Annotated in this window: 15 protein-coding genes; 13 read left to right on the top strand and 2 right to left on the bottom strand. The window is 33.1% G+C overall.

All coding sequences use genetic code 11. The features are described from left to right. Positions 1–44 precede the first annotated feature (44 nt). The 12 genes from arsS (at position 45) to ACJJVO_RS14690 (ending at position 13,388) form a co-directional block, all read left to right on the top strand. The gene (gene arsS / locus ACJJVO_RS14745) at positions 45–1,100 is read left to right on the top strand and encodes an arsenosugar biosynthesis radical SAM (seleno)protein ArsS (RefSeq protein ID WP_405575463.1); all 1,056 of its coding nucleotides are present in this window, start codon (positions 45–47) and stop codon (positions 1,098–1,100) included. 70 nt (positions 1,101–1,170) lie between these two features. Further along, the gene (locus ACJJVO_RS14740) at positions 1,171–1,851 is read left to right on the top strand and encodes a DUF2064 domain-containing protein (protein ID WP_405575461.1); all 681 of its coding nucleotides are present in this window, start codon (positions 1,171–1,173) and stop codon (positions 1,849–1,851) included. Positions 1,852–1,940: 89 nt separating this feature from the next. Beyond that, the gene (locus tag ACJJVO_RS14735; protein WP_405575459.1) at positions 1,941–5,135 is read left to right on the top strand and encodes a SusC/RagA family TonB-linked outer membrane protein; all 3,195 of its coding nucleotides are present in this window, start codon (positions 1,941–1,943) and stop codon (positions 5,133–5,135) included. 9 nt (positions 5,136–5,144) lie between these two features. Continuing rightward, positions 5,145–6,587 carry a SusD/RagB family nutrient-binding outer membrane lipoprotein gene (locus ACJJVO_RS14730; RefSeq protein ID WP_405575457.1) on the top strand — a complete coding sequence of 481 codons (1,443 nt, stop codon included), beginning with the start codon at positions 5,145–5,147 and terminating at the stop codon, positions 6,585–6,587. 6 nt (positions 6,588–6,593) lie between these two features. Continuing rightward, the gene (locus ACJJVO_RS14725; RefSeq protein WP_405575455.1) at positions 6,594–7,928 is read left to right on the top strand and encodes a sodium:solute symporter family transporter; all 1,335 of its coding nucleotides are present in this window, start codon (positions 6,594–6,596) and stop codon (positions 7,926–7,928) included. After that, positions 7,913–8,740: a metallophosphoesterase family protein gene (locus ACJJVO_RS14720; RefSeq protein WP_405575453.1), complete on the top strand. Its 828-nt coding sequence runs from the start codon at positions 7,913–7,915 to the stop codon at positions 8,738–8,740. The genes ACJJVO_RS14725 and ACJJVO_RS14720 overlap by 16 nt, the downstream gene beginning before the upstream one ends. Before the next feature lie 30 nt (positions 8,741–8,770). Continuing rightward, positions 8,771–9,265, top strand: a complete 495-nt coding sequence (locus ACJJVO_RS14715) for a rhodanese-like domain-containing protein (RefSeq protein WP_405575451.1) — start codon at positions 8,771–8,773, stop codon at positions 9,263–9,265. Further along, positions 9,258–9,887, top strand: a complete 630-nt coding sequence (locus ACJJVO_RS14710) for a TIGR04282 family arsenosugar biosynthesis glycosyltransferase (protein ID WP_405575449.1) — start codon at positions 9,258–9,260, stop codon at positions 9,885–9,887. The genes ACJJVO_RS14715 and ACJJVO_RS14710 overlap by 8 nt, the downstream gene beginning before the upstream one ends. Beyond that, entirely contained in the window at positions 9,880–10,692 is an 813-nt protein-coding gene (locus tag ACJJVO_RS14705; RefSeq protein ID WP_405575447.1) for a purine-nucleoside phosphorylase, read from the top strand. The genes ACJJVO_RS14710 and ACJJVO_RS14705 overlap by 8 nt, the downstream gene beginning before the upstream one ends. Positions 10,693–10,725: 33 nt before the next feature. Continuing rightward, a complete protein-coding gene (locus tag ACJJVO_RS14700) occupies positions 10,726–11,634 on the top strand; it encodes a sterol desaturase family protein (protein WP_405575445.1) in 909 nt (302 codons plus the stop codon). Positions 11,635–11,661: 27 nt separating this feature from the next. Then, positions 11,662–12,522, top strand: a complete 861-nt coding sequence (locus tag ACJJVO_RS14695) for a DUF547 domain-containing protein (protein WP_405575443.1) — start codon at positions 11,662–11,664, stop codon at positions 12,520–12,522. A 32-nt stretch (positions 12,523–12,554) separates the two neighbouring features. Beyond that, positions 12,555–13,388, top strand: coding sequence for a TIGR04283 family arsenosugar biosynthesis glycosyltransferase (locus ACJJVO_RS14690; RefSeq protein ID WP_405575441.1), 834 nt, complete (start codon positions 12,555–12,557; stop codon positions 13,386–13,388). On the opposite strand, the gene ACJJVO_RS14685 is transcribed toward ACJJVO_RS14690, so the two are convergent. After that, positions 13,389–14,120, bottom strand: coding sequence for a metallophosphoesterase family protein (locus tag ACJJVO_RS14685; RefSeq protein WP_405575439.1), 732 nt, complete (start codon positions 14,118–14,120; stop codon positions 13,389–13,391). Positions 14,121–14,293: 173 nt separating this feature from the next. Here ACJJVO_RS14685 and ACJJVO_RS14680 point away from each other — a divergent pair, with 173 nt between their 5' ends. Continuing rightward, positions 14,294–15,817 carry a carboxypeptidase-like regulatory domain-containing protein gene (locus tag ACJJVO_RS14680; RefSeq protein WP_405575437.1) on the top strand — a complete coding sequence of 508 codons (1,524 nt, stop codon included), beginning with the start codon at positions 14,294–14,296 and terminating at the stop codon, positions 15,815–15,817. Positions 15,818–15,823: 6 nt separating this feature from the next. On the opposite strand, the gene ACJJVO_RS14675 is transcribed toward ACJJVO_RS14680, so the two are convergent. Next, positions 15,824–17,101 (bottom strand): POTRA domain-containing protein, encoded by a 1,278-nt coding sequence (locus ACJJVO_RS14675; RefSeq protein ID WP_405575435.1) that lies wholly within the window; start codon positions 17,099–17,101, stop codon positions 15,824–15,826. Between the last annotated feature and the right edge of the window lie 73 nt (positions 17,102–17,174).

Below are 17,174 nucleotides of genomic sequence, written 5' to 3'. Positions count from 1 at the left end.
AACCGCATTAATTTCGTAAGAATTACAAACAAGAGAAACGATTAATGGCAACAAAGTCCCTAAAAAAACTCGGAAACGATTTAGCGCAAAGCAATAAACAAATAGAAATACTCTCTAATGGTATCTTTAAAAGTGGTGAATTACCAACCTTTAAAGATAAGATTTCAGAAACGAGTCAATTTCCAATTAAAGCTAAAAAACTAGAAATTCTACAGATTAATGTTGGCTACATGTGTAATCAAGTTTGCGACCATTGCCACGTAGATGCAGGTCCGGACCGTAAAGAAATAATGACCAGAGATACCATGAGACAATGTCTTGAAGTCATAAAAAACTCAGGTGCGCACACGCTAGATTTAACTGGTGGAGCACCAGAAATGAATCCTGATTTTAGATGGTTTGTAGAAGAAGCTGCTAAAGTTGGTATTACAGATTTCATTGTACGTTCTAACCTTACCATTATTAGAGCAAACAAAAAATATTATGACTTGCCAGAATTCTTTAAAAAACACAATGTACATGTGGTAAGTTCTATGCCACACTGGACACGTGGAAAAACGGATAAACAACGTGGTGATGGTGTTTTTGATAAATCGATTAAAGCGTTGCAAGAATTAAATGCCGTGGGTTACGGAATGCCAGGAAGTGATCTAAAACTAGATTTAGTTTACAATCCGTCTGGAGCCTTTTTACCAGGTGATCAAGTTGCGATGGAAAAGGATTTTAAAAAGGCCTTGATGGACGATTTCGGAATTGAATTTCATAATCTATTTGCGATTACGAATTTACCTATCGCACGATTCTTAGATTATTTAATTGCTTCAGAAAATTACGAAGATTATATGTATTCTTTAGTGGAAGCTTATAATCCGGCTGCTGTAGAAAATGTGATGTGTACCAATACCTTATCAATTAGTTGGGATGGGTATTTATTTGATTGTGATTTTAATCAGATGCTAGAGTTACCCGTAAATAGCAAATCGAGACATATTTCAGAATTTAACGAAGAATTATTAGAAGGACGAAACATCGTTATTTCTCAACATTGTTATGGCTGTACTGCTGGTGCAGGAAGTAGTTGCCAAGGGGTTGTAGCATAAGCAAATTCCTGCCAAATCAGGAATCTCAGACTTAAACAAATTAAGACTCTTGCTTTCGCAGGAATGACATATGAATAACAAAACCGCCATATTAATCTTTGCAAATTCTGCAGAAAAACAATTGACGTCAAAATCAGTTGCTTCTTCTGACTTCTTTAATTTGCTTGATTCTGATACTGTAAAAACAGTAAAAAAAGCGGGTTTACCTTATTTTCATATTTCTGAGAAAGCGCAAAAAGGACATTCATTTGGAGAACGTTTTACCAATGCCATAGAAGCTGTTTTTAATAAAGGATTTCAAAATGTAATTACACTTGGTAATGATATTCCCAACCTTACGGCTCATCTTATTTTAAAAGCCAAAGAAGAATTAGAACATTTAGATTATGTTTTAGGACCTTCAACTGATGGAGGATTCTATTTAATGGGTTTCAAAAAAGCACATTTTAGTAAAACTGACATCCAAAATTTACCTTGGCAGACGTCTAAATTAAGACGTTGTTTACATCAAGAATTACTAAAGCAAAACGAAAGTGTTTCTTATTTAGAAACGCTAACAGATATTGATGACACTTCAGATATAGAATTGGTCTTAAAAAGTTTTAAATCTTTAGATTTCAATATTAGAAAACTGCTTTTAAAAATTCTAAAAAAAATAAAAACAATTGCAATAGTCGCCTCTGTTTTTCAAGGCAATACCGTTTTAAACAAACACTACAATAAAGGCTCACCTGCCTTACTTCATATTTAGAATTGGGTTTTAATGTCATTAATACCTAAAGATTTTTTCAATTAAATAATCTCTCATTTTAAAAAATAGCCACGTTTTGTGGTCTACATATGAAGCACATTTACCTATGCTTACTGTTATGCTTTTGCTTTTTCAGTAATGCTCAAATTACAATTACCGGAACAGTTACCGAAGCCAATTCTAAAACACCTTTGCCCTTTGTAAACATTTCATCTAGCAACGGCAATGGAACTATCTCAAGCGATGATGGCACCTACACAATAGTCGTTAATTCAACTACAGATAAACTCACCTACACATTTTTAGGCTTTAAAACACAAACTATTGAAATAGGAAATCAAACAATTATCAATATTGAATTACAAGAAGATTCTGCTGCTTTAGATGAAGTCGTAATTACCGCATTAGGTTTAGAGCGAGACACCCGAGAATTAGGTTATGCTGTCCAAGCCATTTCTTCTAAAAAATTAACGGAAGTAAAAACGGTGAACTTTTTAGACAATTTACAGGGTAAATTAGCTGGAGTAACGGTTACACAAGGTGCCACAGGTGTTGGTTCGTCTTCTAAAATTACGATTAGAGGTGAAGCGTCTTTTTCTAATAACAACCCTTTATTTGTGGTTGATGGTGTGCCGATTAACAACGAAACGGTTTTTAATTTCACCAATGAAGCTGCAGCCGGATTTCAAGAAATTGATTTTGGAAATGGTGGTATGGAAGTGAATGCTGATGATATTGGTTCTGTTACCGTTTTAAAAGGGCCAAGTGCTGCCGCATTGTATGGGACAAGAGCATCTAATGGTGTTATTGTTATTGAAACCAAAAACGGAAAAAACAAAAGAGGTTTAGGTATTAGTTTTAATTCCTCGCTTTTTGTGGACACTGCTTTTAGGTTGCCAGATTTTCAAAATTCTTACGGTCAAGGTAATTCTGGTCAGTTTGAATATGGTGATGGTCTTGGTGGTGGTATCAATGATAATATCACCTATTCTTGGGGACCACGTTTAGATGCTGGACTTTTAATTCCACAATTTGATAGTCCTGTGCAATTACCAAACGGTACTTTTGTAAGAGGTGGCGACACGGCACTTTATAATGGCTTAGACATCACAGCAACACCTTTTGTTTCTCATCCAGATAACTTAAAAGATTTTTATGAAACTGGTGTTACCACTATTAATAACATTTCAGTTTCTAATGGGTTCGATTCAGGTAACTACAGATTATCATTCACCGATTTAAGAAGTGAATCAATTATCCCTGGTGTTAATTTAGACCGCCAAACTATTTCTGCTAAGTTAAACTTTCAACCAAGTGAACATACTGAAATCAATTCGTCGTTTAGCTATATAAATTCTAATAGTGACAATAGACCATCCAATGGTTATGGAAGTGAAAATGCCAATTATTCGCTAGTAGCTTGGGGACCACGTTCTTTAAATATTGAAAATCTAAAAAATTATTGGCAACCTGGTTTAGAAGGCACACAACAATACTCGTTTAATTACACGTTTTTTGATAATCCGTATTTCATTCTAAATGAGAACACCAATTCCTTTAATCGCGACCGTGTTTTCGGTAATATTTCCATTACTCAAGACCTAACTAAAAACTTAAGTGTTTCTCTTAGAACAGGAATGGATTACAGTACCGAAACTAGACAATTACGAAGAGCCTACAGCAGTAATCGTTTTAGTAATGGTGCATATGCCGAACACGATGTAATGTTTAGAGAAGTGAATACCGATTTTTTAATCAATTATAAAAATCAGTTTAATAATATTTCTGTAGATGTGTTTTTAGGTGGAAATAGATTGAACCAAATCGCAACCACTAAACAATCACAAACGGTTAGTTTGGCACAACCCGGAATTTACAATTTAAACAATGCAGCTTCACCTATTGAAGTCTTTCAATTTGAAAGTGAAAAGCGTATCAACTCATTTTATGGTATTACAAAACTGGGCTATAAAGACTTTTTATTTTTAGATATTACAGGACGGAATGATTGGTCTAGTGCATTAGCCACCCCTTTTTCGGTAGATGGCACCTCGTTTTTCTACCCTTCTGTGTCTTCAAGTTTTATATTATCTAATGTTACGGAATTACCTCATATCATTTCATTTGCAAAACTTAGAGCAAGTGTTGCACAAGTTGGAAACGATACAAGTGCCTACCAAACTTCTGGTGCTTTTGTATCACAAACACCATACAATAGCGAACCTACTTTTAGCGACCAAGATTTTATTCCCAATGCCAATTTAAAACCAGAAAGCACCACCTCTTATGAGTTTGGTACAGATTTACGATTTTTAGATAATAGATTACGATTCGATTTTACGTATTACAATGCCAATACAAAGGATCAAATTATTTCTTTACCTGTTGCCATTTCTTCTGGTTACAGCCAACAAGTAGTTAATGGCGGAAATGTAAACACACAAGGTGTAGAAATTGTTTTAGGGATTACACCAATTCAAACGGATAATTTCAATTGGAATAGCACGTTTAACTTCGCCACTAATCGCTCTGTTATTAAAAACTTGCCACAGTCGGACGGAAGGTTAACACTTGCTTATAGTAGAATTTATGATAGCGCCAATCAAACGGTTTGGTTTCAAGTGGAAGAAGGTGGACGTGTAGGAGATTTCTATGGAACTGGTTATCTAAAAAATGAAAATGATGAATTTTTAATTGATGATAATGGTAACTACATTGCCGATGACAACTTAAAAAAACTAGGAAATTACAATCCAGATTTCACATTAGGATGGAGTAACAATTTCAATTATAAAAATTGGAATATGAGCTTTTTATTCGATTGGCGACAAGGAGGCGAAGTTGTTTCTAGAACACGTGCTTTAGGAAATGTTGGTGGTCAACTAGCAGAAACGAGTTACCGACCAGATTCTGGAATTATTGCACAAGGTGTCAATGTAAATACTGGACAAGCAAATACCGTTGCGATTACTGCAGAAAGTTATTACCGACAATTTTACGATAGAAATCACGAAGAAAATAATGTTTATGACGCTTCCTTTTTAAAGTTACGCCAATTCGCTATTGGCTATACTTTTGATATAAAAGATGGATTTTTAGGTTTGAAAGAAGGTGCTGATATTAGTCTTTCCTTAGTTGGAAACAACTTATTTGCTTTCACTGAAAATCCGCATTTTGACCCAGAACAATTAGCCGTTCAAGGCAATGGATTTGTAAGTGGTGTTGAAGACATGAGTTATGCTACAACACGAAGTATTGGTTTTAAAGCCGGATTTAATTTTTAAAAAAGCAACATGAAAAATTTGACATATATATTTTCTGTTTTATTTATTGCAACAACGATGAGTTGTACCAAAGATTTTGAAGACATAAATACCAACCCAAACCAACCAAGTTCGGTCCAACCGAGTTTGTTGCTAAGACAGGTTATTTACGATTTTGGAGAAAACATGAGCTACGAAGGCTTTGTTGCTGGCGATTTATTAGCACAACATAGAACCGCTTTAGATTTCAATTTATTTGATAGACATGCTTTAAAATCACCACAATTAGGAGGTAATCCTTGGCCAATTTTTTATACCAATTTGAGAGATAATGAAATTATCCTAAATCAAGCTAGAACAACAGAAACCTTTGCTGTTTATGAAGGTCCTGCATTAATTTTAAAAGCCTTTATGGCTGCTGGTTTAACTGATTTATTTGGAGACGTTCCCTATTTTGAAGCTTTCAATGGTGTTGAAGGTACCGTAACACCAGCATACGATTCACAAGAAGACATCTATCTTAATGAAAACGGTATTTTAGATAATTTAGAGAAAGGTATTGCTACTATTGAAGCCTATACTGATGTAATTCCATTAGAAGGCGATATTTTATTTGATGGCAATTTAAACGCTTGGATAAAATTCGCGAATGCTTTAAAAATTAAACATTTGGTTCGTATTTCAGATAAAGTAGATGTTTCTAGTGATTTACAATCGCTTTTTGATGAAGGCAATTTTATCACTTCAAACAGTGAAAATGCTATTTTCAATTTTACCAATACAGACCCAAACAGTTTTAGATTAGCACAATTACGAATTGGTGATTTCAACAATTTTGTATTGTCCGAAACCATGGAAGACATTTTAGTTGGTCTAAATGACACGAGACTTTCAAGTTTATTCCGACCATTTTCTAATTCAACTGCCAATGAATTTAATGGTTTACTAAATGGAATCGATGCTTCCACTACCTCTATTGCTTTAGCAGATTATTCTTTAGCAAGCACAGCTTTCAGAGAAGATACTTCAACTTTAGATGCTAATTTTATCACAGCTTGGGAAGTACAATTCGCCTTAGCAGAAGCAGCCGCCAAAGGTATTATCAATGCAGATGCACAAACGTTATACAACGCTGGAGTTACGTTAGCGTTTGAGTATTGGAACACGGAACTACCTACAGATTACCTTTCTGGTCCTGCAGCTTATAATACTTTTGGGTCAAACCCAATAGAACAAATTTTAACACAGAAATGGATAGCTAGCGTGATCAATGGTTACGAAGGTTGGATAGAGTACCGAAGAACTGGTTTCCCTGAATTGCAAACTATTTCAGCAAGTTTAAACGGCGATTTAATTCCAATAAGAATGCCTTATCCTGCAGAAGAAGCCGCTTTAAATTTTGAAAATTACAATGTTGCTGCAACCGCAACAGACAACAATAGTATAAACGTGCCAGTTTGGTGGAATGACTAAAGGAATATGGATATAATTAACTGGCAATGGACATTGATAATCGTATCGAGTTTACTACTCTTTCTATTATCACCATTAGCAAAAACTACAGACGAATTTTTTAAGGCGGTTCATAAAAGGAAAGCACCAAGCAGCCTAGTGCTTACCGGAAGCCTTATTATTTCTTGGATTTTTGCCAAGAGCATTACCAATGCGGCAAATCTAGGTTTGGATTTTGGTATTGTTGGTGGTGTTGCGTATGCTGGTTATTACCTATCCTTTGCTGTCGCTGGTTTACTAATTTACAAAATGCGCGTTGTTGGTGGATTTAAAAGTATTCATCAATTTTTAACCACCAAATTCGGAAAAGGAGCCATGGCTTTGTTTTCTATATTAATTGCCATCAGGTTGTTTAATGAAGTTTGGAGTAATACCATGGTAATTGGCAGTTATTTTGGCGAAACAGGTAGTTCTAACTACTATAAAGCCATAATTGTTTTCACCATATTGACATTAGCTTATGCTATAAAAGGAGGTTTGAGTAGTTCTATTTTTACTGATGTGATTCAGATGGTATTATTTGGTATTCTACTTATGGTAATTCTATGGAATATCTTTTCAATAGACACTTTTAGCGTCAATGATGTCGTCACTTCTGGAACTTGGAGTTTTGAATTGGGCTTAAATTTGTTTTTTGCAGCCATTATCCAATCCTTTAGCTATCCATTTCACGATCCGGTTTTAACCGATAGAGCCTTTATCAGTTCACCTAAAGTCACCCGGAAAAGTTTTTTATGGGCCAGTTTATTAGGTGCTATTTGTATTATATTATTTAGCGTCATTGGTGTTTATGCGCAAACCCAAGGTTTTAAAGGACAAGCAGCCGTAGAAGTTGGTAAAGCTTTTGGTGTGGTTATTTTATTAGTCATTAATTTTATAATGATAACCTCAGCAGCATCCACACTAGACTCAACATTTTCATCCTTTTCAAAATTATTAGCGATTGATTTAGGCATGGTTAACGATTTAACTTTTGGAAGAGCATCTATGGCTGCCATAGCGATTTTAGGCACACTACCTGTTTTTCTTGAAGCCGAAATTTTATCAGCAACCACCATATCAGGAACGATGGTTATTGGTTTAACACCTGTATTCTTATTCTGGAATATTAAAGTTCCAAAACTGAGTTTTTATCTTAGTGTGATTGCAGGACTCGTATTTGGATTTTTACTCGTTTTTGAGGTATTCCCAAAAGTCCTAATTTTTACAGAAGGCAAGTATGCCGATTTACTTTGGGTTAATATATGGGGAATTTTAAGTTGTAATATTTTATATTTCATACCGAAATGGATAAAAACATAATTGACATAGGAAAATTATCAGGTAAAGTACTACTCTTTGGTGGTGTTTACAGCAACCTTCAAGCCCTTGAAGCACTAATTGCTGTGGCAGAATCTGAAGGTATTGCCCCTGAAAACTGTATTTGTACTGGTGATATTATTGGCTATTGCGCGCAACCCGAAGAAACCATTCAAACATTTAAGAACTGGAATGCCAGAAGCATTGTTGGTAATGTTGAAATACAATTACGTGATGATGAAGACGATTGCGGTTGTGATTTTAGAGAAGGGTCGCGATGCGATGGTTTTTCACAACAATGGTATCCGTATGCAAAGAGCAAACTCTCAAAAGATTCTCTTGACTATCTTGAAACGCTTCCAGACCATATAAAATTCACCATTGGGAATCAGAAGGTGACTGTCGTACATGGTTCGTATTTTAATGTTTCAGAATTTATTTTTAAGTCAACACCTTGGGCTACTAAGCAATCTAATTTTGAAGCTACCGAAAGTGATATCATTATTGCTGGTCATTGTGGCTTACCATTTATAGATGAACAAAAAGGCAAGTTTTGGATAAATCCAGGAGTGATTGGTATGCCTGCCAATGATGGAAAACCGAATGTTTGGTTTGCTATTTTGGAGGATTCGGTAAAACCTTTGCAGGTAAATTTTCGTAAGTTAGATTATAATCATTTGCTCACTAATAAATTAATGCTAAACGGATTATTACCCGAATCTTATGCAAAAACTATTATTTCGGGAATTTGGGACAATATGGAAATTTTACCTGAAGCCGAAAAACAGCAACAAGGAAAAGTACTGGAATTGTAAGGTTAACTAAATTATTTATACTAATTAAACATGCGAAACCTCTTTATATTATCATTTTTACTCTTATCCTTCTTTGGGAATAGCCAAGAAACCCTTCAAGAGTTATTAAAAACTCATAATAAAGAGAGTATTCCTTATATTTCTGTTAAAGAATTGGCCATGCCAAAAACTGATGCTATTTTATTGGACGCTAGAGAACTTAAAGAATATAACGTAAGTCATATACCTAACTCAACTTATGTTGGCTATGATGATTTCGATTTAGATACTGTTGTAAAAACACTACCTGACACAACATCAACTATTGTTGTATATTGTTCTGTTGGTATTAGATCTGAAGACATTGCGGAACAACTCAAAAAGAAAGGCTACACCAATGTTTACAATTTATTTGGTGGTATTTTTGAATGGAAAAACAACAATTTTCCTGTATATAATTCCGAAGAAAAGGAAACAGAACAAGTACACGCTTACTCTAAAGATTGGAGTAAATGGTTATTAAAAGGCATTAAAATATATGAATAAATCACTTGTCATTGTGTTTGTAAAAAACATAAAATTAGGAACCGTAAAAACAAGACTCGCTAAAACTATTGGCGATTTTGGCGCGTTTGAAGTGTACTCTGAATTGGTTAAAATTACGGAAAAAGCAACAGAACAATTAGACATAGATAAACGTATTTATTTTTCTAATGCTATTGTATATCATCAATGGAAAGGTGAATTTAAAGCAGTACAACATGGAGCTGATTTAGGTGAGCGCATGCTTAATGCTTTTAAAGATGGATTTAATGAAGGCTATGAAAAAATAGTATTGATTGGTTCTGATTTACCAGATATCAATTCCACACATATAAAAAATGGATTAGACGCCTTAACTACTAATGAAGTGGTTTTTGGACCAGCAGAAGATGGTGGCTATTATTTAGTTGGCATGTCTAAATTGAATCCCGAAATTTTCACCAACAAACCATGGAGTCAACCCAATTTATTACAGCTAACGTTACAAGAGTTACAGAGTAATAAAATTTCAGTTGGTACCTTAGACACTTTAAACGATATTGATACGTATGAAGATTTAATTGCTTCAGACTTTTATAAATCGAATTTAAAATTACAAGAAAAAATACAGCAACTCAATGATTAACTATATAACAGAAAGCACAGAATATTTACAAAGCAAAGGCTTTGATCAACCCGAAATAGGCATCATTTTAGGTACCGGTTTAGGACAATTAGTTAATGAAATTGAAATCTTAGCCGAAGCAAGTTATAATCACATTCCAAACTTTCCAACGGCTACTGTAGAATTTCATAAGGGCAAACTTATTTATGGTTTGTTAGAAGGTAAAAAGGTGGTTGTTATGCAAGGACGCTTTCATGTTTACGAAGGCTACACATTACAAGACGTAACGTTTCCTGTGCGAATTATGGAGAAGTTGGGTATAACAACCTTATTGGTTTCTAATGCTGCTGGTGCAGTAAACTTAGACTTTAAAAAAGGAGAATTAATGCTTATTGATGATCATATTAATCTTCAAGGAGGTTCGCCTTTAGCTTTTAAAGGCGTTTCAGAATTAGGAGAACGTTTTACTGATATGAGTGCTCCTTATGATTCAGAAATTAATTCGAAATTTGAAAGTATTGCGAAAGAACACAATATAACTTTACACAAAGGTGTTTATACTAGTGTGGTTGGACCTCAACTAGAAACTCGTGCAGAATACCGCATGTTAAAAATTATGGGTTCTGATGCAGTTGGCATGAGTACAGTACCAGAAATTATTGTAGCAAATCACTTAAATTTAAAAGTTGCAGCCGTTTCTGTGTTAACCGATGAATGTGATCCAGAAAATTTAAAACCTGTTGATATTTCTGAAATCATTGCTATGGCTGAAAAAGCAGAACCTCATATGATTACTTTATTTAAGGAATTGATAAAGACCTTATAAATCAAATAATTCCTGCCTACTCAGGAAGCAACTATGGAAAAATACTTAGACCTAATAAAAAACTCATATTCCGGATATTGGAATTACCTCAAATACGAACTCATTGACCTTAATCATTGGGATAACTTTTTTTATGGTCTTATCCTCATTTCTATTTTAGTTTGGATTCTAGAAATTGCATTTCCTTGGAGAAAAGAGCAAGCTTTATTCCGAAAAGATTTTTGGTTAGACACGTTTTACATGTTTTTCAATTTCTTTTTATTGAATCTTATTGTTTTTATAGCATTGTCTAATACGGTTTCAGAACTATTTAATGATGTTTTGGGAGTTGTTGGACTGTCAGTTTCAAGCTTTCAACTTTTTGATGTCGATGAACTTCCTAAGTGGTTAGGTTTATTTATCTTTTTTATTGTTTCGGATTTTGTACAATGGAATACGCATCGGCTTTTACATCGTTTTGAATGGTTATGGAATTTCCACAAAGTACATCATTCCGTAAAAGAAATGGGCTTTGCTGCACATTTACGTTACCATTGGATGGAACCTGTTGTTTATAAATCTATACTTTACATTCCTATTGCTATTATTGGCGGTTTTGATGCACAAGATGTTGCTATAGTTTATTTCTTTAGCATTGCGGTTGGTCATCTTAACCATGCTAATTTAGGCTGGGATTATGGTGTTTTGAAATACATTTTCAATAATCCTAAAATGCATATTTGGCATCATGTTAAAGAATTACCTAAAGATGTAAGGTTTGGTGTAAACTTTGGACTTACTTTGAGTATTTGGGATTACATTTTTAAAACCGATTATATACCACACGATGGTAGAGATATTGAACTCGGTTTTGAAGGTGATGAAAATTTCCCTAAAGATTTTGTAAGTCAGGAATTGTATCCTGCGTTTTCAAAAAAACAGGACATCAAGAGTTCAGAATAGTAAATCTAACAGCTAAAAACACCATACATGAAATATTTATCAGCCTTAATCGTCACCTTAATACTTACTTCATCGTGTAGTGGATTGCAACAAGTAACTCAAAATGAGTCTAAAAACACAAATGACACTGAGGTTGTTTTTGCTGAAACCCAAAAAGAAGACCATCCTATTGAAATAAGCTTAGGGGAAGATGGCACTATAAGCGATGATGGCATTTCGTTAACTACAGAGATTATTTACACCGAAGCTTTTGATCATGCTATTTTTAATGCATTACTGAAAAAGTACGTTTCAGAAAATGGAAACGTAAATTATAAAGGTCTTAAAAGTGAATCAAAAAAATTACAAAGTTATATTGACTTAATAAAATTACACCAACCTACTGATAATTGGGCTAAGAATGACAAACTCGCCTATTGGATTAACGCTTACAATGCTTTAACCATAGATTTAATCCTCCGAAATTACCCAACAAAAAGTATTAAAGACATTAAAGATCCTTGGGATCAACGCCTTTGGAAGTTTGGTGACACTTGGCAAAACCTTAATGATATTGAGCATAAGATTCTTAGAGAAATGGATGAACCTAGAATTCATTTTGCTATCGTTTGTGCCTCTGTATCGTGTCCTAAACTTCAGAATACAGCATTTACAGCATCAAACTTAGACGAGCAATTAACAAATGCTACAAAAGAATTTTTAGCCGACACATCTAAAAATGAACTTTCTGAAGACAACATAAAAATTTCAAAAATCTTTAAATGGTTTAAAAAAGATTTTGAGAAAAATGGAAGCTTAATTGATTTCTTAAATCAATACTCGGACATTACCATTTCCGCATCTGCTAAAAAAAGCTATACCGATTACAATTGGAATTTAAATAATTAAAACTACAATCATTAATTTATCGTAAGTAGTGTATGATTAGTATAATTATTCCTGTTTTAAATGAGGCTGATACTATTAGCCGTTTGTTGACACATTTAATTGAGAATTCTACTTCTGAGAACATTTCTGAAATTATAGTAGTTGATGGAGGTAGTACAGATGGAACGTTAGACATACTTAGACCTATCAGGTTTGAAAAATCTGATAGGTCTGTAGAGTACACTAAGACATCTAATGTTCTCGATACAAAATTCCAAGAACGGAATTTCACACGAACTGAAGCACTAGATAACGCTGAAAGAGATCCTGAATCAATTTTAGGATTGGCGAATACATTAAATATTCTTTTGATTAATTCGCCAAAAGGCAGAGCAAAACAAATGAATTTGGGTGCAAAGCATGCAACCGGAAGCATTTTATACTTCCTTCATGCGGATTCTTTTCCTCCTAAAGACTTTGATCAACTTATTATAAATGAAGTTCAAAAAGATAATCAAGCTGGTTGCTTTAGAATGCAGTTTGACAGTAATCATTGGTGGTTACAATTAGCAAGTTGGTTAACACAATTTTCTTGGCGAGCTTGCAGAGGAGGCGATCAAAGCCAATTTATAACTAGAAAACTTTTTGATGAGATTGGCGGTTATAACGAGAACTATATTATCTACGAAGACAATATTCTGATTAATGAATTGTATGCTCGGAATAAATTTACAGTTATCAATAAAACATTGACAACCTCAGCAAGACTCTATCGTAAACACGGAGTATGGAAATTACAATATCACTTCTGGACGATTTATGTAAAGAAATGGTTTGGAGCTTCAGCTGATGATTTATTGACTTATTATAAGAAGTATGTTTGTTAACTATTTTTTATTTCGTCCCAATTCATCAGGATACAAATTCATTACTTTATCACTCTGAAAAACTGCTTTTGTATCAATATCTATAGCAGATAATTTTCCTGTAAAGGATGCTCCTGTATCTATATTCCATACATTTCCACAATGCATCGGTTGGTCTTCATTAAAATTAGTAGTTGGTGTATGACCAATATAAATTTCAGAATAATGCTTTAAGCGATTAGGATAAATTTTTGAATCTTTCTTAATGCGTTTATCCATGGTTAATGCCATTTCCCAAAGCGTTCTATCAAAATAAAAATTTCTTATATCAATTTCCTTTTCAACACCATGCATAGAAGTAAAACCAGCATGCACAAACAATCGGTTTTTAGAATCGATATGATATAAAGACATACCTTCAAAAAAATCGAGATGGTTTGATCTTTCTTCTTTTGAAAAACCTTTATAACTCTCAATGGTTTCTTTACCACCATGCATATACCAAACATCGTTTATTAGGCCTGAAGCCAACCATTGTTCGCACCAAACATCGTGATTTCCTTTTATAAAAACACACTTATTAGTTTTAGACAAATCAATTAAATATTGAATAACCTGTGCAGATTCACTCCAACCATCTACATAATCACCTAAAAAAATTAAAGCATCATCTGAGCTAACTTTGGCTCTTTTTATTATCTGAATTAACCCTTTTAATCCTCCGTGAATATCTCCAATTACTAATGTTCGCATTTTACATCATTTTTTTCAAAGCTAAAGTTTAATTATTAATAAGCCTCGACTTCACATAAATTCATAAAAAATCTTAAAGTTGTTAAACTTTATATAAATCTAACTGAATATATCATTAAATTGAGATTTAGACTTATCTTAAATTTTTACTTTGCTTTAAAACCTTCTCAATAATGCAAATCAACAAAATCATTTTCTCAATAGTATTACTTGTTAGTTATCAGTCTTATGGGCAGCAAACTTTCACTTCAACTTTACTAGATTCTAAAACAGAAAAACCTGTTGTATTTGCCACCATTCAATTCAACTCAAAAACTGGTGTTATTAGTAATGACAATGGCGAATTTAATATTACTATAAAACGCGATGTAAAAGCAACAGATTCTTTAATGATAAGTTGTTTAGGTTATGACGAAAAACGAATTCCACTTTTAAATTTTAATAATTCCACTATTTATCTAACTCCACAAACTGTAGATCTGTCTGAAGTATTAATTACTAATAAAAACTACACCATTGATGAGATTATTGATAAAGTAAAAGAAGGGCTTTTAGTTAACTATGATTTTGGATACACCAAAAGAAAACTCTTTTATAGAACATCTAATTACATAAAAATGGATAAGCGATATGTTGATTTAGAAAAATCGACTATTCCAGAAATTAATCAGCATTTTATAGATAGTTTAATTCAAAGCATTCCTAAAAACATTGATAATCATACAGAAATACTAGGCGAAATTTATGGTGAAATTGAGGCTGAAAAATTTCAAAAAATGGAAGTTCTTAAAGCTTGTAAATTATTCGACAAATCAACAGAGGTGAACTTAAAAAATTATGAAGAACGACTTAATAGCATCTTAAAAAAACATGTAAAACGCGATTCTTATTTTAAGATAAAATCGGGTTGGTTTAGTGTAAAGGAAGGTAAAGATTCATCTTTGTTTGATGACACAACAGAAAATGATGTTACAGACACATTACTTGCCGAACAAAGGAAAAAGGATTCTATACGTAAAATCGGATTTTTACATTGGAGAAAAATGATGATTCATCAGTTTGAAAACAATAATTTTATTGATTCAGACAATGATCTCAACTTTATTCATAAATCAAGACGTTATGAATTTGAGTTGTCAGATTACGCTTACATAAATGATATGTTTGTTTATGTAATTACTTTTAAACCCAAAAGAGGTGAAGATTACTCGGGTACTATATACGTAAATACAGAAGATTTTGCTGTAATAAGAGTTGATTATAAAAATGTAAAACCGTTGAGTAAATTCTCATTACTTGGCATTTCAAACAATAAGTACTTAAAAGAAGGTACTATCATTTTTGAGATAAATGATAACAACAAATACACTTTAAAATACAGAGACGAAACCTTAGGTGAGCAAATTGGCATTAAGAGACCTCTTAAAATCGTTGAAAAGAACAAGAATGTAAAAGGCAGACGTAAACAAAATGAAGTTAAAGGAGAAATTCACTTTATTGCAAGAAGCATTGAAAAAACAGAACTCATCGTTTTTGAAACAGAAACCATTTCTGAATCTGTTTATAACAATTTTAAAGAAAAAACCTTAGTTGAGCCAATACACCTCAATCAATACGATCCTGAATTTTGGAAAGGTTATAATATCATTGAACCTAATAAAGCCATAAAAGAATTTAAAGTGATATCATTAGAGTAAATTTTATTAAAAATATTGACCAATACCAAAGACAATTCCATTATTTGCTTTTTTGCCTAAACTTATACCGTAATCAATTCTAAAAACGGCATTAAAGATTCGTTTGTGAATAAAACGCAAACCTAAACCAGAAAATAAAGTCGCTTTCTCTCCCTCTATTAAATCCCCAAGATTGCCTCCTGGCTCTTGCCATGTACCAGCATCTACAAACGCATTAGCTTGCATTGCAAACCAGCCTTTTTCTAAAACGGTGTGTCTATATTCCGTATTAAAAACTACAGAAGCAGTACCTCTATCAATGGTATTACCTACACCTCTTATATTAAGCTGATTATCTAATGCAAATGGCGCAAATGGTGTAGTAGCATTAGTTGCATAACCTAAACGGAGTCTATTAGCCCAATTTCCTTTATTGCCAATACGTTTAAAATATTCAAAATCATTTCTACCAACAAAAAAATTACGCAACAACTCATTATCTCCATTAGAATTTAATGTGAAACTATAAGTAAAAATACTTCTAAAGCCATCTACATATTGGTATTCATTGGTAATGTTATTGTATTCATATTCACCAACAAAAGACACTCTATCAACTCCTAATTTCTCAGGAATTTCTTGAGGTAACTCACCAATTAAATAGTTATAATCTTCATTAGCGATATTTATTCCAAATTCTATTCTGTTTTTAAAATTATGCTCGTACATCAATCGCAACTCAAAAGCTCTACTAGTATACTTATATTTTACATCGCGTTCATCCTTAAAAAATATAGGCTCTTGCAATACATTATTCTGATAATTTATTCCAACACCTAACTTTCGCGTAAAGAGATTAGGTGCTTCCCAATAAAATCCATAGGAGTCGAAGACATTTCTAGCATAAAACCCACCTAAAATTTGATTTTGACCAAGAAAATTAAAATCGAAAATAGATGTCCTAAAAGCAAAACCATCATTATTATCTTGAGAAACATTTAAGCCAGGAATGATGGCGAAATTTTCAACAACCGTATATGTAACGGTATAATTTTTGTCGTTAACTTTTTTTAATACAGAAGTAGCACTAGCAACGGATGGTAATAATTTAAAACGCCTAACATCTGAAGCTATTCTAGCAGAGTCTAAAACACTTCCTTCTTTAACAAAAGCTAATCGCTTTAAAAAGTTAGTTTTTGTACGTTTATTACCTTTAATTATAATTTCGGAAACTATTATTTCTTGTGAATAACCCCAAAAACCTAAACAAAATAAAAGAAAGAATACTATTGATTTTTGTCTCACACGCCTTGATTAATATAAAATTAGACGTTTAACATAATGAATCATTACAGAAATTATAACACAAGCTTAAACC

The organism is Winogradskyella sp. Asnod2-B02-A, assembly GCF_045063645.1.
Classification (GTDB): domain Bacteria; phylum Bacteroidota; class Bacteroidia; order Flavobacteriales; family Flavobacteriaceae; genus Winogradskyella.
This window is presented reverse-complemented; position numbering and strand designations above follow the sequence as displayed.

What these genes read in the sequence shown, in the direction of transcription:
- arsS (WP_405575463.1), top strand. Translation starts at nt 45, where the DNA reads ATGGCAACAAAGTCCCTAAAAAAACTCGGAAACGATTTAGCGCAAAGC.
- ACJJVO_RS14740 (WP_405575461.1), top strand. Translation starts at nt 1,171, where the DNA reads ATGAATAACAAAACCGCCATATTAATCTTTGCAAATTCTGCAGAAAAA.
- ACJJVO_RS14735 (WP_405575459.1), top strand. Translation starts at nt 1,941, where the DNA reads ATGAAGCACATTTACCTATGCTTACTGTTATGCTTTTGCTTTTTCAGT.
- ACJJVO_RS14730 (WP_405575457.1), top strand. Translation starts at nt 5,145, where the DNA reads ATGAAAAATTTGACATATATATTTTCTGTTTTATTTATTGCAACAACG.
- ACJJVO_RS14725 (WP_405575455.1), top strand. Translation starts at nt 6,594, where the DNA reads ATGGATATAATTAACTGGCAATGGACATTGATAATCGTATCGAGTTTA.
- ACJJVO_RS14720 (WP_405575453.1), top strand. Translation starts at nt 7,913, where the DNA reads ATGGATAAAAACATAATTGACATAGGAAAATTATCAGGTAAAGTACTA.
- ACJJVO_RS14715 (WP_405575451.1), top strand. Translation starts at nt 8,771, where the DNA reads ATGCGAAACCTCTTTATATTATCATTTTTACTCTTATCCTTCTTTGGG.
- ACJJVO_RS14710 (WP_405575449.1), top strand. Translation starts at nt 9,258, where the DNA reads ATGAATAAATCACTTGTCATTGTGTTTGTAAAAAACATAAAATTAGGA.
- ACJJVO_RS14705 (WP_405575447.1), top strand. Translation starts at nt 9,880, where the DNA reads ATGATTAACTATATAACAGAAAGCACAGAATATTTACAAAGCAAAGGC.
- ACJJVO_RS14700 (WP_405575445.1), top strand. Translation starts at nt 10,726, where the DNA reads ATGGAAAAATACTTAGACCTAATAAAAAACTCATATTCCGGATATTGG.
- ACJJVO_RS14695 (WP_405575443.1), top strand. Translation starts at nt 11,662, where the DNA reads ATGAAATATTTATCAGCCTTAATCGTCACCTTAATACTTACTTCATCG.
- ACJJVO_RS14690 (WP_405575441.1), top strand. Translation starts at nt 12,555, where the DNA reads ATGATTAGTATAATTATTCCTGTTTTAAATGAGGCTGATACTATTAGC.
- ACJJVO_RS14685 (WP_405575439.1), bottom strand. Translation starts at nt 14,120, where the DNA reads ATGCGAACATTAGTAATTGGAGATATTCACGGAGGATTAAAAGGGTTA.
- ACJJVO_RS14680 (WP_405575437.1), top strand. Translation starts at nt 14,294, where the DNA reads ATGCAAATCAACAAAATCATTTTCTCAATAGTATTACTTGTTAGTTAT.